At 45.5% G+C, this 20,927-nt stretch carries 25 protein-coding genes and 2 pseudogenes; 17 read left to right on the top strand and 10 right to left on the bottom strand.

Annotation, left to right across the window (positions count from 1 at the left end):
• Positions 1–17: 17 nt before the first annotated feature.
• The 10 genes and pseudogenes from traK to E5355_RS15245 all read left to right on the top strand — a co-directional run bounded on the left by traK (position 18) and on the right by E5355_RS15245 (position 7,531).
• Positions 18–641 carry a conjugative transposon protein TraK gene (traK, locus tag E5355_RS15290; RefSeq protein WP_136011021.1) on the top strand — a complete coding sequence of 208 codons (624 nt, stop codon included), beginning with the start codon at positions 18–20 and terminating at the stop codon, positions 639–641.
• 7 nt (positions 642–648) lie between these two features.
• Positions 649–975 (top strand): TraL conjugative transposon family protein, encoded by a 327-nt coding sequence (locus tag E5355_RS15285; protein WP_136011020.1) that lies wholly within the window; start codon positions 649–651, stop codon positions 973–975.
• A 46-nt stretch (positions 976–1,021) separates the two neighbouring features.
• Positions 1,022–2,140: pseudogene (traM, locus tag E5355_RS15280) on the top strand (conjugative transposon protein TraM); the annotation flags it as partial.
• Positions 2,141–2,166: 26 nt separating this feature from the next.
• Entirely contained in the window at positions 2,167–3,189 is a 1,023-nt protein-coding gene (gene traN, locus E5355_RS15275) for a conjugative transposon protein TraN (protein WP_136011018.1), read from the top strand.
• A 6-nt stretch (positions 3,190–3,195) separates the two neighbouring features.
• On the top strand, positions 3,196–3,780 hold the full coding sequence (locus tag E5355_RS15270) for a conjugal transfer protein TraO (RefSeq protein WP_136011017.1): 585 nt from the start codon (positions 3,196–3,198) through the stop codon (positions 3,778–3,780).
• Positions 3,781–3,784: 4 nt separating this feature from the next.
• The gene (locus tag E5355_RS15265) at positions 3,785–4,207 is read left to right on the top strand and encodes a hypothetical protein (protein ID WP_136011016.1); all 423 of its coding nucleotides are present in this window, start codon (positions 3,785–3,787) and stop codon (positions 4,205–4,207) included.
• 3 nt (positions 4,208–4,210) lie between these two features.
• On the top strand, positions 4,211–5,077 hold the full coding sequence (locus E5355_RS15260) for a toprim domain-containing protein (protein WP_136011015.1): 867 nt from the start codon (positions 4,211–4,213) through the stop codon (positions 5,075–5,077).
• A gap of 12 nt (positions 5,078–5,089) precedes the next feature.
• Positions 5,090–5,590: a DUF3872 domain-containing protein gene (locus E5355_RS15255; protein WP_136011014.1), complete on the top strand. Its 501-nt coding sequence runs from the start codon at positions 5,090–5,092 to the stop codon at positions 5,588–5,590.
• On the top strand, positions 5,587–6,078 hold the full coding sequence (locus E5355_RS15250; protein WP_136011013.1) for a glycoside hydrolase family protein: 492 nt from the start codon (positions 5,587–5,589) through the stop codon (positions 6,076–6,078). Before E5355_RS15255 ends, E5355_RS15250 begins: the two co-directional genes overlap by 4 nt.
• Positions 6,079–6,475: 397 nt before the next feature.
• Positions 6,476–7,531, top strand: coding sequence for a TIR domain-containing protein (locus E5355_RS15245; RefSeq protein WP_136011012.1), 1,056 nt, complete (start codon positions 6,476–6,478; stop codon positions 7,529–7,531).
• A 130-nt stretch (positions 7,532–7,661) separates the two neighbouring features.
• Here E5355_RS15245 and E5355_RS15240 read toward each other — a convergent pair whose 3' ends face one another.
• The 6 genes from E5355_RS15240 to E5355_RS15215 are packed head-to-tail and all read right to left on the bottom strand — an operon-like array spanning position 7,662 to position 10,516.
• Positions 7,662–7,979: a hypothetical protein gene (locus E5355_RS15240; protein ID WP_136011011.1), complete on the bottom strand. Its 318-nt coding sequence runs from the start codon at positions 7,977–7,979 to the stop codon at positions 7,662–7,664.
• A 7-nt stretch (positions 7,980–7,986) separates the two neighbouring features.
• A complete protein-coding gene (locus tag E5355_RS15235) occupies positions 7,987–8,211 on the bottom strand; it encodes a DUF3873 domain-containing protein (RefSeq protein ID WP_107033526.1) in 225 nt (74 codons plus the stop codon).
• 11 nt (positions 8,212–8,222) lie between these two features.
• Positions 8,223–8,480, bottom strand: a complete 258-nt coding sequence (locus E5355_RS15230; protein WP_136011010.1) for a hypothetical protein — start codon at positions 8,478–8,480, stop codon at positions 8,223–8,225.
• A 53-nt stretch (positions 8,481–8,533) separates the two neighbouring features.
• Positions 8,534–9,826 (bottom strand): PcfJ domain-containing protein, encoded by a 1,293-nt coding sequence (locus E5355_RS15225; RefSeq protein WP_136011009.1) that lies wholly within the window; start codon positions 9,824–9,826, stop codon positions 8,534–8,536.
• Positions 9,827–9,838: 12 nt separating this feature from the next.
• Entirely contained in the window at positions 9,839–10,276 is a 438-nt protein-coding gene (locus E5355_RS15220; protein WP_136011008.1) for a PcfK-like family protein, read from the bottom strand.
• Between the two features lie 12 nt (positions 10,277–10,288).
• Entirely contained in the window at positions 10,289–10,516 is a 228-nt protein-coding gene (locus E5355_RS15215) for a hypothetical protein (protein ID WP_136011007.1), read from the bottom strand.
• Between the two features lie 510 nt (positions 10,517–11,026).
• On the opposite strand from E5355_RS15215, the gene E5355_RS19525 reads away from it, so the two are divergent.
• The 6 genes from E5355_RS19525 (at position 11,027) to E5355_RS15195 (ending at position 14,933) form a co-directional block, all read left to right on the top strand.
• A complete protein-coding gene (locus tag E5355_RS19525) occupies positions 11,027–11,164 on the top strand; it encodes a hypothetical protein (RefSeq protein WP_168354352.1) in 138 nt (45 codons plus the stop codon).
• Positions 11,161–11,325 carry a hypothetical protein gene (locus tag E5355_RS19520; protein ID WP_168354351.1) on the top strand — a complete coding sequence of 55 codons (165 nt, stop codon included), beginning with the start codon at positions 11,161–11,163 and terminating at the stop codon, positions 11,323–11,325. The genes E5355_RS19525 and E5355_RS19520 overlap by 4 nt, the downstream gene beginning before the upstream one ends.
• Positions 11,326–11,492: 167 nt before the next feature.
• The gene (locus tag E5355_RS15210; protein ID WP_136011006.1) at positions 11,493–12,647 is read left to right on the top strand and encodes an AAA family ATPase; all 1,155 of its coding nucleotides are present in this window, start codon (positions 11,493–11,495) and stop codon (positions 12,645–12,647) included.
• A 2-nt stretch (positions 12,648–12,649) separates the two neighbouring features.
• Entirely contained in the window at positions 12,650–13,198 is a 549-nt protein-coding gene (locus E5355_RS15205; protein WP_136011005.1) for an RloB family protein, read from the top strand.
• Positions 13,186–14,142: a hypothetical protein gene (locus E5355_RS15200; protein ID WP_136011004.1), complete on the top strand. Its 957-nt coding sequence runs from the start codon at positions 13,186–13,188 to the stop codon at positions 14,140–14,142. The genes E5355_RS15205 and E5355_RS15200 overlap by 13 nt, the downstream gene beginning before the upstream one ends.
• On the top strand, positions 14,139–14,933 hold the full coding sequence (locus E5355_RS15195; RefSeq protein ID WP_136011003.1) for a TIGR02391 family protein: 795 nt from the start codon (positions 14,139–14,141) through the stop codon (positions 14,931–14,933). The genes E5355_RS15200 and E5355_RS15195 overlap by 4 nt, the downstream gene beginning before the upstream one ends.
• 101 nt (positions 14,934–15,034) lie before the next feature.
• On the opposite strand, the gene E5355_RS15190 is transcribed toward E5355_RS15195, so the two are convergent.
• Together E5355_RS15190 and E5355_RS15185 are read right to left on the bottom strand one after the other, a co-directional pair.
• The gene (locus E5355_RS15190) at positions 15,035–15,895 is read right to left on the bottom strand and encodes an RES family NAD+ phosphorylase (RefSeq protein WP_136011002.1); all 861 of its coding nucleotides are present in this window, start codon (positions 15,893–15,895) and stop codon (positions 15,035–15,037) included.
• Positions 15,896–15,917: 22 nt separating this feature from the next.
• A complete protein-coding gene (locus E5355_RS15185; protein ID WP_168354350.1) occupies positions 15,918–17,099 on the bottom strand; it encodes an AAA family ATPase in 1,182 nt (393 codons plus the stop codon).
• 989 nt (positions 17,100–18,088) lie between these two features.
• Between E5355_RS15185 and E5355_RS15180 the strand changes: the two genes are divergently transcribed.
• Positions 18,089–19,207 carry a site-specific integrase gene (locus tag E5355_RS15180; RefSeq protein ID WP_136011000.1) on the top strand — a complete coding sequence of 373 codons (1,119 nt, stop codon included), beginning with the start codon at positions 18,089–18,091 and terminating at the stop codon, positions 19,205–19,207.
• 145 nt (positions 19,208–19,352) lie between these two features.
• On the opposite strand, the gene E5355_RS15175 is transcribed toward E5355_RS15180, so the two are convergent.
• Both E5355_RS15175 and E5355_RS15170 read right to left on the bottom strand, forming a co-directional pair.
• Positions 19,353–20,675, bottom strand: coding sequence for a sigma-54-dependent transcriptional regulator (locus E5355_RS15175; RefSeq protein WP_136010999.1), 1,323 nt, complete (start codon positions 20,673–20,675; stop codon positions 19,353–19,355).
• A pseudogene (locus tag E5355_RS15170) lies at positions 20,668–20,927 on the bottom strand (hybrid sensor histidine kinase/response regulator); the annotation flags it as partial. The gene E5355_RS15175 and the pseudogene E5355_RS15170, both read right to left, overlap by 8 nt.

Below are 20,927 nucleotides of genomic sequence, written 5' to 3'. Positions count from 1 at the left end.
ATTCAAACGACATTCAAATGCAATTCAAATCACTTAAAAACATCGAAACCTCGTTCCGCCAGATACGGCTGTTCGGTATTGTGTTTGTGGCGATGTGTGCCGTGGTGGTGTCGGTGGCTCTGATCTGCGTGTTCAATTTCGCTGAACGGCAGAGGGAAAAAATCTATGTTCTTGACAACGGCAAGAGTCTTATGCTCGCCTTGTCGCAGGACATGGAGCAGAACCGCCCGGCGGAAGCCCGTGAACATGTGCGACGCTTCCATGAACTGTTTTTCACTCTGTCGCCCGACAAATCGGCGATTGAGCATAACATCAACCGCGCCCTTATACTGTCGGACAAGTCGGCATACAACTACTACACGGATTTCTCGGAGAAGGGTTACTACAACCGTATCATCTCCGGCAACATCAACCAAGTGCTGCAAGTAGACAGTGTGGTGTGCGATTTCAACAACTATCCCTACATCGCTAAAACATATGCCCGACAAATGATTATCCGCGAAAGCAATGTGACAGAGCGCACACTGGTGACGCAGTGCCGCCTCTCCAACGCCTCACGCTCCGACGACAATCCCAACGGCTTCATCATCGAGGGCTTCACAATACTTGAGAACAAGGATATTTCAACCGTAAAACGATAATTCAATTATGACAAAGATTAAATCAATATTCTCCGCCATATATAACAATATGTGGCGCACCCCGAAAGGGAGGCTCACAACGCGCCTGAAAGGAGCGTGCGAGTCAATTCCCCAGAAACAACGGCTTACTATCGTGTCGCTTATGCTGACCGTGTTTGTGCTTACCGCCTTCTTCGTGTTCGGTCATGCCTGTTACAGGATAGGTCTTGGCAAAGCGCAAAAATCAGTGGAGATCGAGCATATAATGCCGATTGACATCGTTACCAAATCTCCCGTTCATGAACCTCAAAATCTTCCAGACTATGACGATGCAGGAGTGGAAAGCGAAGATTAACGGCTTCTTCCAGCCCAAATCGCAGGCTGAACGGCAGAAGATGGTGAAATACTTAGTCGTGTTCCCGGCGGCTGTCGTGTGCGGCATAGTGATACTGTGGCTGCTGTACACAAGCCTCAACAAGAATGACAGCAAGGTCGGCAATGCCTTCAACACCGAAATTCCTGAGGGTGAGAACGGCGGCATCAAGACCAAAGCGGAGGAATATGCCGCCGCCGATGCCGCCAAAGAGAAGGAGGCGCAACAGCGTGCGGTGGTCGCCCTTGATACTCTTACCGCCCTTACAACCGATACCGTTGAGCATCAGTCCGCCGTTGAGAACTCCGCGCAGGCGTATCAGGAGGTTAAAGCGTCGCTCAATGACTTTTTTGTGGAGGATACCTCCGCCGACCATGTTGAAATGGAGGCTCTAAATGAGCGTATCGCAGAGTTGGAGGCTCAGAACGCTCTGGCACAGCAACAGGCGGCACAGCCCGACGAGATGGAGCTGATGGAACGTTCCTACCAGTTGGCGGCGCAGTATATGGGCAACGGAGGCAATTATGCGCCGCCACAAACAACCGAAGAAAAGGGCAAACGGGATGTGCAGCCGGTGGCGCAGGTCAACAGGAATGTGATATCCTCGCTAAGTCAGACATCAACCGTCAGAAGTTTCAACACCTCGGTGGGTACAATGAGGGCGGTAGCCAAGAATACCATCGCCGCAGTGGTTGCAGGTAATCAGAGCGTTGTTGACGGCGAGAGTGTCAGGCTGAGAACCGCCGAACCGATGTGGGTCGGCAACCGCCTGATACCGCGTAACACCACCGTTGTCGGCTCTGCAAGGGTGCAGGGCGAAAGACTGGAGATTGAAATCACCTCCATCGAGTGCGAAGGCTCGATATATGACGTGGAGTTGCAGGTATATGACTCCGACGGTCAGGAGGGCATCAATATCCCGCAGTCAATGGAGAGTGACGCACTGCATGAAATCGGTGCCAATATGGGCAGTACGATGGGAAGCTCGATAAATATTTCCACAAATACCGGGGCGCAGATAGCATCCGACGTGGGTCGAGGGCTGATAAACGGTGTCAGCCAGTATCTCACCAAGAAGTTGCGAACAGTCAAAGTCCACCTCAAAGCCGGCTACCGTGTGATGCTTCACCAGCCGGAAGATATATGATTATTCACCATTAAATCCACAATTCAATGAATTACAAACTCTTTTTACTTTCGCTTATTGCCGTTATAGGCATGGCAAGCACGGCTTTTGCCGGAACAAAGTCGGTTAAAAACACCGATGTCAACGTGCCGTCTGACACGGAACAGGTAGCCACTCAGGTAGCTGAACACGACATCAACGTGTACGGGGGCAACTACACCGACGGGGACAAGTTCGACGGTCTGACCCGCAAGGTCGGCTTCGACCGGATGATACCGCCTCACGCTCTCGAAGTCTGCTACGAAAAGACTACGCACATTATATTTCCCTCGGAAATAGTCTATTGCGACTTAGGCAATGAGAACCTTGTCGCCGGATTAGCCGATGGCGCAAAGAATGTGCTGCGTGTCAAATCTGCCTTCAAGTCATTCAAGCAGGAGACAAACCTGTCGGTAATAACCGAGGACGGAAGCTATTATAGTTTCAACGTGAAATTCGCCAAAGAGCCGCTGTTGCTCAATATCGAGATGACCGATTTTCTGCATGACGGCGAGGCAGTGAACCGCCCCAACAACGCGCAGGAAATCTATCTTGAACGCCTCGGCAGTGAAAGTCCTATGCTTGTCAAGCTGATTATGAAAAGTATCTACAAGCAGAACAAGCGCGAAATCAAGCATATCGGCTCAAAGCGTTTCGGGGTGCAGTTTCTCCTGAAATCCATCTATGCCAACAACGGGCTTCTATATTTCCACACTGAACTGAAAAACACATCTAACATTCCTTTCGATGTCGATTATGTGAGCTTCAAAATTGTGGATAAGAAGGTAATCAAACGTACCGCGATGCAGGAGCAGGTACTCGAACCGCTCCGCGCCCAGAACTATGTGACGGTGGTACACGGCAAATCCTCCGAAAGAACTGTCTTTGCTCTGGAGAAATTCACCATCCCCGACGACAAGCAGCTTGTTATCGAAATTGCAGAGAAAGAAGGCGGTCGTCATCAGTCTTTCGTCATCGAGAACGAGGATATTGTGAGAGCCAATGTAATTGACGAACTTTCAATTCAATAAAGCCTTATGAAGAAGATTCTTGCAATCTTCGCTGTGGCAGTGTTTTCCCTCTGCGGAGGGAAGGCATTTGCCCAGCGATGCCTCCCCGGAATGTCTGCGGTAGAAATCAAGGCTAATATGGCTGACGGTTTTTATACCGGCAACTCCCGCAACTGCGGTTACTCTTTCGGTGTGTTCTATTCCGTTTATAAGGGTAGTGCCAATACTTGGAGCTTCGGCGGCGAGTATCTCCAGACCTACAAGCCATACGGTGCGAAAGGTCGTATCCCGGTGGCTCAGTTCACAGGCGAGGTCGGCTACAATCTCCATCTGTTGAGCGACTACTCGCAGACCTTCCACCTCTACGGTGGCGTGTCGGCACTCGGTGGCTACGAAACAGTGAATTGGGGAAAGTCGGTTTTATCCGACGGTTCGACGCTCCATGACGGCGACAACTTCATCTATGGCGGTGCGCTCACGCTCTCTGCAGATTTCTACCTTTCAGACAAAATTGCCCTGACCGCAAATATAAAGGAGCGTTTCACTTTCGGTAGCGATGTTCAGATATTCCACACCCAATATGGTGTCGGTGTCAAATTCATAATAGAATAAACCTATGGGATTGATTGTGATAGACCTCGATATAAATAATCTTCCATTGGAGGATTTTATGAAGGCAATCGGCTATGAGCCGATAAAAAAGGATGGCAACCTCCTGACATACAACGCCCCGTATTCTGTCGGCGTCAACGCTACTATGGTGGTGGACACCGAAAAGAATGGCTGGTATGACAGCAAAGAACCCGAAAAATACTATGGCGGCATTTATGATCTCGCTTACGAGCTAACCGGGAGCTGCAACCGCTCCGAGTTGAACCTCTATATCGCCACACAGATGAAGGATTTTAAGGAGTTCAAGACTTACGAAGTGACCGTCAACGGCGATGAAGCCGAGGGTGATGTGACGGCTACGCCCATCAGCAGACCGGAACAGCCTAAGCAACAGCCGCCCAAACCCAAACGCAAAATGCGCTTTTAGCCTATGGATATAGATGCTATCAAGGGAATATCCCTCGTGGATTTTCTGCATCACCTCGGCTACGAGCCGATGGGGCGCGACAGTAAAGGTCTATGGTTTTATGCTCCGTACCGCAACGAGAGAAAACCATCGTTTCATGTCAATCCTCGGAAAAATGTATGGTTCGATTTTGGTAGCGGTGCCGGAGGCGACATCTTCACTCTTGCCGGAGAACTGTGTAACTCCACCGACTTCATCCGACAGGCGGAGTACATAGCCGAAAAGATGCGGATGCCGGTATCACAGCCTTACAAGCCGGAGCCATTCATTGAGCAGCCGACCTTTGAGGACGTGAAAATCTCCAAATTGGTATCGCCGGCATTACTGTGTTACCTCGCCAACCGTGGCATACCTGCCGACATTGCACAACGATATTGTGTGCAGGTGAATTACAAGTTGCATGGCAAAAACTATTATGCCATCGGTTTTGAGAACAGCGCACACGGATTTGAGTTGCGAAACAGCTTCTTCAAAGGAAGTTATCCGCCAAAGCATATCACCCATGTCGCCAACAGCAACGCCCGGTGTAATGTATTCGAGGGCTTCATCGACTTTCTTTCGGCGGAACGCCTCGGATTGAATGAAGGTAATGACAGTGTTGTGCTTAACTCCGTGGCGAATATCGGCAAAGCAATCCCGACTTTGGCGGAATACCCGCTGATACTGTGCTATCTTGACAACGATACCGCCGGGCGTGCCGCAGTAGCCAGACTGCGCAGCGAGTTCGGCGACAGGGTGAGCGACAAATCCGCACTCTATCCCGACCACAAGGATCTGAACGATTACCTACAATCGCTCAACCCCAAGAAATCAACAAAACTAAAATTCTAAACAGACACAAAAATGAAAAAGACAAATAAAAATTCATTTGGCGTTATCGCCATTCTCTCCCTTGTAATCGCTGCCGTATGCAGCCTCACATCCTGCTCCGACGACCTTGATGTGCAGCAGTCCTATCCCTTCACGGTGGAGGTGATGCCATACGCTGACAAGATTGCCAAAGGGCAGACCATTGAACTGCGCTTCGAGATAAAGCCCGAAGGCAACTATGCCAACACCCTCTATACCATCCGCTACTTCCAGTATGACGGCGAAGGCTCGCTCAAACTCGTTGACGGCCCGGTGCTGGTCAACAACGACCGTGTGCTTCTTGAAAGTAAAACGTTCAGACTGAATTACACCGCCCAAAGTGACGAAGCCCACAAATTCCTCGTGGTCGTGGAAGATAACTTCGGTTCAAACCCGTGGGAACAGACCTTTGAGTTCAACAGCAAAGACAGCGGCGACGATGACAGTGTCAAGATTGTCAGCCCAATTGTGACACCCGTAAATCCGGCTATCTGATGAAGAAACTCCTGATGATGTTCTTCGCGTTGCTCACCGTCATGGTGGGCAACGCCGCCGGACGTAAGATAAACATAATGGATCTGCCTCCATTCGAGAGAGCTGTAATTATAATCAAGAAATTTGAAACGCTCCACCGCCCAAAGGATTATCCCTATGTCGGATATGGTCATAGAGTGTTACCCGGAGAACCATATCGGCGAGGTGTACAGCTCACCGAAAAACAAGCTGACGCCTTGTTGCGTAAAGACCTCCGAAAATTCATATCGCTTTACAAGGCATACGGAAAAGATGCCCTGTTGTTAGGCGTATTAGCCTACAACTGCGGCCCCGGTGTGGTAAACAAGTCCACCATATTGAAAAAACTGAAATCCGGCAACCGCGACATATTCAAGTCCTACACTGCCCACTGCCGCTATAAAGGCAAATTCCACAAACAACTCCATCACCGCCGACTAACCGAGTTCGCCGCATTATATAGCAATTAAATCTAATGGGATATGGATTAAAATTTCATATCCCATTTTTCAGCGGACTTTAATTTCGATTATTACAGAAATCGGATATTGCTCAAATGAGAAAATTTGCGTAACTTTGTATTATGATTATGAATTATTTACAGGAACAAAAAAGAGCCACCCCTAAGGGTGGCCCATGCTGTAAGTATCCTTGTGGCTATTCCGGAATACAGGATACTGAATCCGTCTTGACGGTGATAGGGAGAATGCCGAAGCAGGAATGTGAGAGTCCAGAAACACCCGAGTCCGTTCTTTCCGTCCTCGTTCGCCCTTTATCTCAACTGGAGTCCTTATTTTTTAAGTCCTCCATGCATTCCATTATTTAATGTCGCTACCCTCATAGTCCGACAATGCAAAGTTAGTTATTATGCGTGAGAAAACAATACCATTAACTGAATTTTTGCGAGGTAAAAATCTATTGCACATAACCAGCTTAAATCTTTCTGGACAGCAGCTGAAAAAATGGCCGCAGGAAATTTTCTTGTGTCGAAATTTGCGAAAACTAAACCTATCAAGTAATCAACTTGATTGCATTCCTAAAGAAATATCCTCATTAACAAAACTACGGGTATTAAATCTTTCTAACAATAGACTGACACAAATTCATACAAGTGTTTTTGGATTGCAAAAATTGAGGGTGCTGAACATAAGTAGTAATAAGATTAAGTCACTACCTCATCAACTGCAAAATTCCTCAATTTCAGAACTTATATTATCAAACAATCTGCTAACATCAGTAGATTATACCCTAATTCAGGGGATCGAACGATTAGTGCTTAGTAATAATCGGATTGAACAATTTTGCCCTGATATAAACCTCCCCGCTCTATATCATTTATGGCTAACTGGTAATCCATGTTGTAAGAATGGTCATATTTGTTATTGTGTCAAACTACCTAAGTTGAAAAAAATATACCCATATATCAATGAAACAACGGCAATACAGTTAAAAACACAAAGCATAATGAGTAAGAATAAGATATTCATAAGCTATTCACATGAAGATGAAGAATGGCTGAAAATTGTGCGGGTTCATCTCAAAACAATAGAAAACATCATTGGTGGAATTGATGTATGGGATGATACTCGTATAAAAACTGGCGATAAATGGAAAGAGGAAATAGACAATGCTCTTAAAAATGCAGGTGTTGCGATACTTTTAGTTTCTCCAAATTTCCTTGCATCTGATTTTATAACGAATGATGAGCTGCCTCCAATTCTTAAAAAAGCGGAAAGTGAAGGAACACATATCTTTCCTATATTTGTAAGACAAATCAGCAAAACAGTATTCCTGCGTTCTAAATTAAAAGATTTCCAATTCTTAAATGCCCCAGAAAAGCCGCTTAGACGGTGCTCAGATCCAGATATAGACGCATATATGGGAAAACTATTAGATGAGATAATCGACAAAATGGGATTGTAACTAAGTGTGGTATTATCATACTGCACCCAACGCCGCCTTTTGGCGGCCGAAATTTTTGGCAAAATCAAGGCTGGCGACTTCATCACGAGGTCGCCCACCTTCTCTATATTACGACTTGGCAAATGTTCGGTTAAAATCGGGTGTATAACCCCGTCACATCAGTGAAGATGTCCTCCAACATATCGCAATAGACTCCATCTATCTTCTTGATGTCCCTTGTCTTGACTTCAAAGGTCTTGTGGTTCATACTCTGACGGTAGAAACGCAGGTCGTAGAGGTCTGCGCCCTCGTCATAGATGATTTCCAACCTATTAGCCGATGTCTTGTTACGGCTAAGGCTCATACGAAGTCCGTTGCCGAGGTTGATGAAGTCGTGGCTTCCCGTCATTGCCACAAACCTGCGCCCTCCGATTTGTTGGAGTATTATTTTTGCTACTTGGTTGTCCATAACGCTATTATTTTGAGTTGTTGATTTTCTTGTTCAGCCATTCATCACGGCGTTGGCGACATTCTTTCAAAGTCTTTGCCACGGTACTAAATAGAGTGCCGTCGGTGGCACGATAGTCATATTGATAGAAAAGGATACGTTTCCCTCGGTGTGCCGACATAAAACGCTCGTATTGCTCGGTATCGGGTGTAATGGTGGTTGATACGCCATTCACAGTTAATCTTGTTGCCATATCAATGTATTTTAGAATTTCACAATCAGTATTCGGTAGTTGAAAACCTTTTCGGGGTCGGTGATTTTCTTTTGAGCCAGCCAAAAATGATGACTGCCAAATCCATATACGAAGTATTGGTCAAGTGCCGATTTCTCCACATAGTCGGCTACCAACCGCCTTAGAGTTTCCTCGTTGTAGGCTATAAGAATATGGTTCACAAAACCGACAAGCACATCGGCTATCTTATCGTCATAGACTACTGTCGTATGTTCAAATGTCACGTTCATAATTAGGGAGATTTTGTGACCTGCGCCATTGCTGACGCAGGTCGTGTTAAACATTAGGCGGTCATTCTCGCCTTGATTAGCTGGGCGTTGGAGTTCACCAAATCCACAATTCGGTCGTGATATTCGGTGTTTTGATTGCACGCTCCACGGCATTGAATAACTGAAAGGGTTTCAAGCGACACCTCCACGGTTTCAATCCGCTTGCCGTTAATCCTTGCCGACAATATGAGGGAGTCTTTTTTGCCGTAGTACATTGCTGTACCTACACAGATATGCTGGACATCTCCTTCCTCTATAAATTCCTCCACGCTCTCCAACACTTTCACTTCAATCTCGCCATCGGAGATTACAAGTCCGAAGAATTTGGATTTGAGTTTGAGAAAGCTATCTCTCTTTTCCTGCTCTGCGAGTGCTTCCTTCTCCTTGCGTCTTATGTCGGCTTCCCTACGTCTGCGTTCCTCTATCGCCATGACCTTTTTGTGGTATATGTTGTGTGCCTGACGAAGATTGTCGGGGCAGATGTAGTGGGGATTGTGAGTGTCTTTCTTGCAGGTCTGCAACATCTTGATGTAGTCGCACCATAATCCTAAGTCGGTTATCTCGTAATGGTGGCGTTTGGCTATCTTGTATGAAGCCCAGCACATACGGAAGTCATAGGGGCGGTTGAGAAAGTATTTGAATACTTGCTCGGTATCGTTTTTCATCAGCGTTTCAAGTTGGGGCTGCGAGAGAAAACGGCTTATACATCTCGCCGGTGACATATTGAAGAACTTGTTGCCCATAACATCTATATGCAGAGATGGGATTATCTTCATTTTGGGATACATCGGAAAATCCCTCGCTATGTCTGCGAACACATCATCCTTGCTCCGTATCTCCATAGGTGAGCCGTATGCGAAACAATCCACATAGTAACTCATACTGCGTCTAAGTCCGATTACGGCGCATTGTCCGTTGGGGGCTACCCAATACTGACCGATTTCCACGATGCTGTATTCGGCTTTCTTTCCCTTGCGCATTTCTGCGAATATGGCGAACATCCGCAAAGTCTGGTACTTTCCGTGCATACCAAGCACGTTGAAATACATCTTACCGCTCGCCTTCTGCTTTCGGGTGGTTTCAAGAGTGAGTTCCCTGCCACATCGGGGGCATACGCATTTGCCCGATGTTTCATCGCTGTGCCAAGTGTGTCCGCAGTCCATGCAGGCGGTATTACCATTCTGAACACGGAAGGCAAAGTGTTCAAAACATTCGCCTATCGCCCATTGAGCCTGCGCCTTTGTGACGGGGCGGAGTTTACGGCTTTCTTTGAGTATGTCTTTATGGAATTTTGTTGTCGGTTTCATAGTCGTAATATGTTAGAGGTCAAATAGACTGGGTTGTTCAACTTGGTTTTTCTTCTCGGCGGTCTTTCTCGGCTGGATAGGCTTTCGCATTTTCTTCATCTCCTCGTCACGGAGTTTGTTAATGGCGTCCTGCCGTGCCTGTTCCTTTTCCTCCTCGGTGAGTTCAACCGTGTGGTTGACTACCACTTGGCAGTTGATTGGATTGCCAACTTCAATTTCTTCCTCGTCATAGTAGTGTGTTGCCATTCCGAACACCTCGGCATCGGTAAAACCGCAACAACCGCTTTTCTTCACCTCGTTGAGTATGAATGTCACGCAGTCCTCAACTGATTTCGAGGGATTTGCAAACTTGACTGCGAACAGTGCGTCATTCTCGGCTCGTTCTTCAAGATACGCCTTGATAGTTTTGTTAAAGGCTCGTGTGCCTTTGTTTTCTCTTGTGGTTGCCATAGTCGTATGTGTTTAGAGTGTTGCGAGTATCATTTTCTCTATCTCGATGGCGTTGAGTTCCGTATGGAAAAGCCAACTGATGAAAAGTTTTCGCCCTGCGGGTCTGAGTTCACAGTATAGCTGACGATATGTTGATATGTTGCCGTTGAGATAGGTTTCTATCATATAGTCGGCGATGTTGTCAACCTCGTAGTATTTGGCTTGCTGCTCCCAAGTCTTTGAATGTCTTTTTGTTGCCATAGTCGTAATGTTTTATAGAGTTAATATCCAGTAGATAATCACTATTGCGGTAAGGATTGAGATTAGCCACCCCACGCCTCGGAATATCGGTCTGAGTATCGCCCAAAGAATAATCCCGACAACCGCCCCGACTGCTATCCCCACCACCTTAGCCGCCTTTTTTAATGCGGTATGAGCTGGAGAAGGTGTGAAGCTCGTATTTTTAATATGTCTGTCGTTCAGTGTCATAAGGCGATATTTTTTTTAATGCGTATAATCGCTGTTTGAAGTTTGTTCGCTCGTTGACCCTGCGGCACGACGGGAGCAAAGGGGTGTTCGGCACTTGCACAAAAAAATACTACCGACCTCCGGGAGCTGTGGAGATTTTTTTGCGCGAATGCCAAAGAATACCCCGTACCGTCGTGTTAATCAACTTCGAGCGAATAAACTTTGAATGGAGATTATACTCTGCATGAAAAATAGAGGCGGCAAAGCCCCGCAGGGTGACACTGGACGACAGACATAAGAAAAATGGAAAACGTTGAGATAAGAGCAATGGCCCCGGAAAGAGCAAGTATGCGTATGTTGCCGTACATGGAGCAGGGCGTAATTATCGGCGGCATACGCTTTCTTGCTCCCGTGGGCTTGAACAAACGGATAGTGACGTGACGGCTCAGATTCATTATAAGGAGAAGGCGTATGGCACACTGATTTGCCGATTGGAGTCTTGTGAGGGAAGCGACGTCACCGGAGCATCCTCACAAGGCGTTGAGGCAAACCGGTGTGTAGCCTTCTCCCATAGTCGGGGTGCGGTCGGATGGTGTCAGTGACCCACCGGATCACCGTCACCATCTGACGGCACGACCGACGCAGACACCGTGAGCCGCCACGCCTCTATCCGTTTCCGCAGTGCAATCCTAAAAATCTCGTGCCAAATAGCCTATAATCCAAATTAAAGTGTTATATTTGCAAAATAATTCCAAATACGGCGTTTGAAATGATATTAGAAATAACTCTCACCAACTTTTTCTCGATAAACGAGAAGATAACTCTGGATTTGCAAGCTGCCAACATCCAGACAAAGGAGGCGCGTGCCCTCGCCGACAATACATTTGCAGTCAGGAATGAAAGACTGCTGAAAACGGTTGCCATCTATGGTGCAAACGCTTCCGGCAAGAGTAACATAATAAAGGCTGTAAAAGCGGCGGTCGATATGATACTCGACTCGCACAACTACAATGAGGGTGACAGTTTCGGCTTCAAGCCGTTCAAGTTCGGAGAAAAAAACACTCCCAGTGAGTTCTATATACGTTTCATTATTGACGGGGTTGAACATGAGTATTCATTCAGTTGCACCCGTGATGAAATAATAACCGAAAGCCTGTATTATTACCCGAAGGGCAGACGTGCGCTGATTTTTTCGCGTGACGAGCGTATATCCGGCGGCAAGAAAGAGAAATATGAGTTTACCAATGTTATCCGTCGTCCGATGGATGTAGCGTCCAACACGTCGCGCAAGACTCTGTTCATCTCCCGTGCGAGTCAGATGGACAGGGAAAAGGCGAAGGAGATATATAGGTGGTTCAATGAGCAACTGGTGTTCAGTTATCGTGGCAAGACTTCGGTTGCCATCGACCGTTTTCTTGGTGACAACAAAGACGCAGTTCTCCGGGTGCTTAAAGCCGCCGACAGTGATATCGTTGAGTTTACCTATAAAGACGGTGAACTGACTACATTCCACCGCCGTAATCCGGCGTTGCCCTTTGACTTCAACACCGAAGAATCGGAGGGTACGAAAATCCTGTTCAAAATCATGCTGACGGTCATGGATGTGGTACGCAACAACAAGGTGATGTTCCTTGACGAAGTTGAAACAAGTCTGCACACCCGCTTGGTGGAGTATCTTATCAGCCTGTTCCATTCAAGCAAATCCGCGCAGCTGGTATTCACAACCCACAACACACACCTGCTTGACATGACGCGCTTCCGCAAGGATCAGATTTTCTTTGTCAACAAGCGCGACGACGGTTCATCTGATTTGTATTCATTGTTTGACTACAAGGATTTCCGGGAGAAAATGGATTTGGAGAAAGCCTACCTTCAGGGGCGTTTCGATGCCGTGCCGTATATCAACGAATTTGAGAACATCTGACTATGGCACGAAAAGCAAAGCAGCCGAGAGGTAAGAAGATGAACCCGACATTCTTCGTGTTCTGCGAGGGTAAAACGGAGGCGGCATACGTTGACCTGCTGCGTCGCAGTTTCCGTGTGCCGGTGGAAATTATAGCGAGGGTCAGCGACTCCAATATTTCACAGCCATATATTGACAGATGCAAGCGTGATAGGTTTACAACATCGGAGGATAAGACATTTCTGATGTTTGACCTTGATGTGCCGGGTATGCTGGAGCGTTTGCGAAAGATAAAAGAAGCCGTGTTACTGCTCTCCAATCCCAGTATCGAGTATTGGTTTCTGTTACATTATAAGGACACCAACAAGGAGCTGTCATCTGCCGAGTGTCTTTCAATGCTGAAAGGCATAGACACGGATTATCAGAAAGGGGTATTCTCCACTGCAATGAAAAAGGTTTTGATAGACGCAATTGAAGATGCCGCCAAACGAGCAAAATCAAAAGAGGCATACACCAATCCGTCATCAACAATCCACCTGCTGACCGATGAGATAACTAAATGCAAAAAATAGAATTAAATATGCCACAAAACAATCAAATGCTCCATTTCCCTGTTGGTCATATAATGGACAGGGTTTTATCTTTATTTCATATAGTAGTGAGCGATAATATCCACATACAAGCTATTGATAATGGATTAAAGAAAGGCATTAAATATGTGTTGAATGATGCTCCAGTAGGGCAACCGGCTTCATTAACAGGAGAAAATGTCATAGAAGTAAACGATAATTACTGTGAATTTTTATATCTCATCTGTTACGCCTTTTTAGTAATTAATGATTGCTGCTTGGTTCTTACTGATAACGTTGAAGGAGAAGCCTCAATTTCAAAAGAAGAAGCTGAATCTTATTGCAGAGAGGCTGGTGAAATGTTATCTGAAGCATTAAAAATGCTTTTACCAAATGAAAATGATAACAACTATATGGCGGCATCTCGTGGTAAACTTTTTCGGTTTCCCAACACATCAAAGCCCAATAAATATACGGACTTTTCAGATTCTATGACTATTGCTGGGCTAACATATATTCTACATCATGAGTTTGGACATTTCATATTTGAACACGATGAAGATACTCCGTTCAATGAGCTTGATGCTGATAAACATGCCATCCTTCACCTTAAAAGATGGGGAGAGGCAACGAAAAACGAAAATACAATTTTTGCGGGTATAATTTTAGCTCTTGTTGCATCTGCATTCATCAATCCAACGCTGACAGCAACGAGTTATCCGGATATTGATGATAGGATTGAGTATGCTTTACAGTTTGCCGATGACACCCTAAAAGAAAATCCGAATTCACTACTCTACCGAATAATTGGATTTAGTGCTAATATATGGGCTAATCATTTTAAGGTTGATATTCCCAAAATCGCATCGAATGAAAGCCACAAGGAATACGTATGCCGTATTAAAGCTGCATTGGTTAATCATAAAAGAAAAACTAAAATAATATGATAGCACCTTGTTTTTCAAGAGGACAATTGGAGCAGTTAGCAAGACTATTGGGTGAAGAAGTAACTGGAACTCAATTATCCTTGATATTGAAACAAGTTTCTCTGATAGACCAAATAGAGCTTTCAACGAAATGGCGGCGCATATATAACGCTTTCGTTATTTATCAGAATGACAAAAATTGTTCTAATCAAATAATGAATTTCATAAAACTTGTATTAGAACCTGCATCGTATGTTGCAAATTCCAGTCATTATCACGATGTTCTTAATAATGTTAGTGCCATATTGTCCTTTGTGGGATTTGAAATAAGGGAAGATGGAAGGATTTATGAATGTTTGCGATCAAAGACCGTCACAGATGCAGAACAACGAGCTAAGACTTTGAAAAAACAGTTAGAGCATCGTGACTCACATAAGGAAATATTCAAATATTGTTTACCTGAACTGCTTGCAAATAACTACTTTCATTCAGTATTTGAAGCAAATAAAGGATTATTTCAGAGAATTAGAGATTTGTCTGGATTGACTACTGATGGTGTGGCATTAATTGAACAAGTTTTCAGTACAAACCCAATCTTAATAATCAACAAATATACATCTCCATCTGAAATAGATGAACACAAGGGATTTTGTAATATACTTAAAGGATTGTGCGGAATGTTCCGAAATACGGAAGCACATGCACCAAAATATATTTGGAATATATCAGAACAAGATGCGTTGGAGATACTTGGACTGGTATCATATTGCCATAGAAGATTAGATAATGCACAACAGATCCGTATGGTGTGACGACTCTAATTCTTGCTTTGCAAGTGCTAACGCGATTATACTGGAAGCCGTTATGCCTCTATCCGTTTCCGCAGTGTAAAGCCGGCTCTAAACTCAGTTTTTTAAAAATCGAGATTCAAATAACAAGGAGTATTATCTTGAATCCTAAACAAATCTCCGTCATAATTTGCATTTCCACAAGCAGCGCGCGCAGTTATTTTTATATCTTCAATTCTAAAATCTTGTGAAGATATGGCCTCACATTTTGAGAAATTATATACAGTAAGATTTACTCCATCTTGATGCAAAGAGCTGTTAAATCTAATGCCTTCATATCCTATACTTTTTAAGTATTCAGATATTATTTGCGAAGGGATATAATCATCTGGATTATTTGTAGGCTTTGAAAATGCTCCTTGTATCATGTTCATAATACAAAGTTCAAATTCTGCATCTTTATAATAATTCATATTTAAGTCAATTGTTATATCGGCTACTTTTAGCTTTTGATTGACTTTAATCTGAGCTATATTTACTGAATCAGAAATTAATGGTCTTACTTCAAATAATGCTGTAACTGGACTTTCTGCCATATATAAACAACGGACATATTTAGGATTTGCTCGACCTTCTTTGATATAAATCTCTTTTGGGGGCACAAAAGAAGCCTCTTTGCTTAATCCTCTAAATGGATTCGATTTGCTATGATATTTGATGTTAAGACGTTCCCCATCTGGAAGTCCGTAACATTGATATACCATATGATCCTTAAGAGCTTTGTCATCAATTATTCTTGCGCGATAAAAAATTTCGCCTTCTTCAATTGTAATTGTATTTTTTATTATGTAATTTGAAAGTATTTCTAATACCTTATGTTTAAGATAATAACGAGCTTCGAATAACGCAATTTCTTTGAATTCATTCCAAAGTTTGCGAGCTTCGTAATATGCGTCACTTTCGTCAGAATATCGCTTAATTTCCATCTGATTGTTTCACTTAGTTATGTTATATTATCTGTGGAATTACACCAAACTGACCGTTCATATATGCCCGATGAATTGAAGACAGCTTGTTAAGCCCTTTGAAATCAACAAGAGAAAACAGTGTGGTATTGCCGTCTTTGCCCTTTTCAGTAAACCATACCGAATCCTTGCCAAACAAATCGTCAATATCCTTCAATATCGGATCATAATGTGTCGATACAAGCAGTTGTGATTGATTGTCCGGCGTGTTTATGTATTTAGCGAGTATGTATTCCATCAGACTGGGGTGCATGGAAGCCTCGATTTCATCAATGCACAAAAACGCCTGCCGTTTCAACTGTGTATATATGAGTGATTCCAGTTCAACCATACGCTTTGTACCCGTACTCTGACAGTTTTCGGGCAGAACATAGCTCTCACTCCCGGCATCTCTTTCTACGGTATGACCGAACAATGCCGCCATTTTCTGAATTTTGATGTCGGAAATGTTGAAGTCAGCTTCCTGTGCGAACTGCATAAGGTATTCCCGGAAATCTTCGCTGTCGGCAATCATCTTCTTAGCTCCCTGCGACAACGTGGATAGCGAACCGCTCTGCAATGGAAGCATCCGGTTGTCAATCCATCTGCGCATATTGTCAAGATAAGGTACGGCGACATTGACTTTCTTCAATACGGCAAGAACCGACATATTGCGCAGGCAGTTCATTGTCATAATATCCACTTCAGCTGGCGAAAGTTTGGCGACAGTTGGATTAAATACCAACTTTGATACGCCCTGCACGTCCTCACGGCAAAACACCTTTGTCGGGCGGTTCGTAAGATATACAAACAACGCCTCCCGGCATACCTTTTCAGGATTTACCGTAAGCTGATACCAATAGCGTATGCCGTCCACATACAGCTTGATCTCAAACTCCGTGTCATACGACAGCGCGGATTTTCGCATAAGAAATGGCTGGACATTCGTGCCGTCATCATTTGTTGCCGGAATATTATTCCAGAAATCACGAAGGAACTCAACGGCATCCAAAAGGTTTGACTTGCCGCTGGCATTGGCTCCGAGAACAACCGCAAAACGGAGCAGCTGTACACCGTCGGGCATAGTCACAACGCTGTTGTAACGGTCATCTCCCGAAGGCTCGAAACTTAGTTCAACTTCGTCACGGAAAGACTTGAAATTTTTTATTTTTAGCTCTTGTATCAATGTCGGTGGCTTTAATATGGCAAAGTTAGCCATTAAAAACGACACTATCAAAACAAAATCGCAATATTCCAAATTTTAATTATCAAATAAGAGAAAGTGTGACCATTTTGGGGATTAAAATATTATAGGCATCAGTTTTAATAAATCAAGAGGGAGCAGAAAATACCCGTAAATCCATTGCCAAACAAGCGAGGGAGCAAGGATTTGCGAAAAATGGGGCAAAAATAAGGCTTATTTAACGCTCTTAACCGCCGAAAATCAGCGAATTATTACTATCTTTGCAAAGTAAACGAAGAAGAACATTGAAATATCGGGGTGCGCAAAGAGGGAGTACCGCGATTTTCAGAGAGCTAAGATGTTGATAATCATATAACATACGTTTGTGTCACAGAGACCAGGCGGATCACAGAATAAATCGGCAAGATGCCGCAAATCGCTGAAACTAAGACAGTTTCAGCGATTTTTGTAATACCCCTATCCGGCAGAATAGTGAACATTATGAGGTATGGCGGTGTGCAATTCGTGAACAGCCTCCGGCGTGAACAGTTTTGTTCACGATTTATGAAGCGAATTTGTAATCCTCTATCCTTCTGCGTTTTTCTGCGATTTGTCAACTTGAAAGTGGGGTTCGCATACTCTCCGCCGGGTTCAAAACCCCACTTTTCGGGAATTAGGAGTTGATTTCGGGCGAAATTTAACATCAATTGAAGTTTTTAACGATGTGACAGTTAATTTAGCCTTGTTTTTAACTCTTTTATCTATGTTCATCCGAGTTTGGGATTGTGTTCAATCGTGAACAAGTCGGCAGAACAGTGAAATACGACGAAATTGCAGAGCAATAATTCGTGAACAAACTCCGGAAGATTCTTCCTGTTCACGGAAGTGTTCACTGGATTTGCGATACGGCGTTGATTTCCTTGCTCTTGCCTGTTGTGAAATTGGGCGAAAATGATTATATTTATGTAACCATTAAACCACAATTTCAAACTATGTTACATGATTCTTATTTCACCTTGTCTTTCATAGCAAGGAAAGCCCGCGCCCTACGCAACGGCGAGTATCCAATCTTCGTCCGCATCACCGTGAGCGGTCAGATTTCGGAAATGAACCTCGGACGCAGTGTCGCTCCTGAGAACTGGGATCAGAAGCGTGCCATGTCCAAAGGCCGCTCGCGCCGAGACCTCGAACTTAACAAGTATATCGAGGTTGTGAAAGCCCGCTTCCTCGAAATCCACAATATGCTTGTGCGCGAGGGGAAGATGGTAAATCCGAAAATACTGCGTGACCATTTCCTCGGCACTGTCGAGAAGCCCAAAATGCTCTGCGAGGTATTCCGCATGGCAAACGAACAGCGGCGCGCCGAATATGAACGCGGCGACATGGGGAAAGCCACCTACGAGCGTTGGGTGCGCTGTGTCACCTATCTGGAAGAGTTCATGCAGTTGACGCAAAATGTGACTGACATTCCGGTCAAGGATGTGACAAAAGGATTCGTGCAGGATTTTGAACACTTCCTGCGCATGAACAAAAAAGCCGCCAACAACACGGCTGTGCGCTATCTGCGTTACCTGAAGAATGTGATGCAGTACGCCATAGCCAACAAATGGGCAACCGAAGATCCATTCCTCGGCAAACGTTTCAAACGTACCGTCGCAGACCGTGAGGCATTGACCGAAGCCGAGTTGAAACGTATGATGGATCTGGACTTAAAAGTTTATCCACGCGTGGAGGCTGTGCGTGACACATTCGTGTTCTGCTGCTTCACCGGGCTGGCGTTCTGCGACATAAAGTCGCTCAAACGCTCAGACATCACCACCGATGCCGACGGTCGGATGTGGATACGCAAGCACAGGGAGAAAACGGGCGAACTGAGCATCATTCCCTTGCTTGATGTTCCCCGCCGTCTGATTGAGAAATACAGTAACCACCCGAAAGTTCTGTTGGAAGGCGTGGTGTTGCCGGTAATCTCCAACCAACGCATGAATGCCTATCTCAAAGAGGTGGCGGATTTGGCAAAAATCAACCGTCATCTTACCTCGCATATCGGAAGACATTACGAATTGTCTTTATCGCTGAATTTGAATAGTTTGCAAAGATTTGTTTCTTGATGGGTAACGATTTAGAAACAAGCGAAGTTCTGTATTTTACCTCGTTTTGCATTAAATCAAAAGAACACTTTTTCTAAATGCAAATATAATACTATTTTTTGAAAAAACATACTTTTGTGGGTAACTAAATTCAGCGAATTATGGACTATGATTGCTGAAATTTATACTTCAATCCATATTCTTCCAGTTTGTTGTACAGCGTCGTACGTCCTATCCCGAGCAGTTCGGCGGCAACCTTGCGGTTCCCGTTCGCCTGCTTCAACGCGCGTAAGACACGCTCCTTGTCTTCCGCATCGCTGCGCAGGGCGAAGCTGACGGGTGAGGTCGCCCTCGTCACGGCAAGTTCCAGATGCTCTTTCGTTACAAGCCCGGTCTGTGCCTGCAACACCGCGCCCATGATTTTCTGACGAAGCTCGCGGACATTGCCCGGCCACGCATGGGTCAGCAATGTCTTTCGGACTTCCCCGTCAAAGCCGATGACATCACACTCCAGTTCCCGGTTCGCAATTTCACGGAAGAACTCAGCCAGCGGCATGACGTCCTCCTGACAGTCGCGCAACGGCGGAACGGTTATCTCGAAATCGTGCAGGCGGTATAACAGGTCCTGCCGGAAACGCTTTTCATGGACTGCCTTCTCCAGATCCTCGTTGGTGGCGGCGATGATGCGGACATTGAAACTCTTATCCGTTCTGTCACCTACCGGACGGTATCTCCGTTCCTGTATGGCACGCAGGAGCATCTGCTGTGTTTCCGGTGCGAGGTTGCCCACCTCGTCCAAGAACAGCGTGCCGCCTTCCGCCTCATGGAAATAGCCTTTCTTGGCACTGTCCGCACCCGTGAACGCCCCTCTGACGTGTCCGAAGAAAGCCGACGGTGCAAGCTCTTTGGTGAGCGAACCGCAGTCCACAGCCACAAACGGCTTTCCTGCCCGCTTGCTCTTGTCGTGCAGCAGGTGGGCGATATGCTCCTTGCCCGTGCCGTTCTCCCCGAATATCAGCACGCTCATGTCGGTAGGGGCTACCAACCTTATCCGCTTCATGATGGTTTGGAACGCCGAGCCATCACGCGAGAACAGGGGCATACGGCTTCGTCCGGTGTGCCGTTCTTTCAATATGTTCCGTAACAGAGGGACGAGTTTGTCCTCCACAAGCTGCTTGGGTATGTAGTCCAGCGAGCCGAGTTTCATGCTTTCAACCGCCGTATGCACTTCGGCATAGTCGGTCATGATGACAAAGGGCTGCATCCTGCCCTCCTTGCGCATCCAGCGCAGCAGGTCGATACCGTTGCCGTCGGGCAGGCGCAGGTCGGAAACCACGATGTCCCCGTCTGCGGCCTGTTGCAGATATTTCTTCGCAGTCGAGAGGTGGAAAGCCTGCACGGTGCGAAACCCCTCGCGTGCCAGCAGGTTGCAGACGAACTCGCAATACACGATGTTGTCCTCCACCACGATGATTTTTGTCTTATCCATTGTTATATTTTTTCCTTTCTTCTTTTGCCAACCGGATTATTTCCGAACCCTTATCCAGCACAGCTTTTACAGCATTGCCAATTGTTTTATCGTCAGGCGTGCCATCGCAATGAAGCAATTTGTATAGTTCCCTTAACGGCTGGTCAGCACGGAGTATCTCCCACGAGCTGCGCAGGTGGTGTGTAAGTGCGTTCAGCTCCTGAAGGTCTTTGCGTTGTTTCGCCTCCCGTACCGCCTGCATTTCTTTCTCGG

Origin of the sequence: Bacteroides muris (ex Afrizal et al. 2022), from assembly GCF_004793475.1 — a bacterium.
GTDB classification, from domain to species: domain Bacteria; phylum Bacteroidota; class Bacteroidia; order Bacteroidales; family Bacteroidaceae; genus Bacteroides; species Bacteroides muris.
The sequence above is the reverse complement of the archived record's forward strand: the minus strand, read 5'-3'. Positions and strand labels throughout refer to the sequence as shown.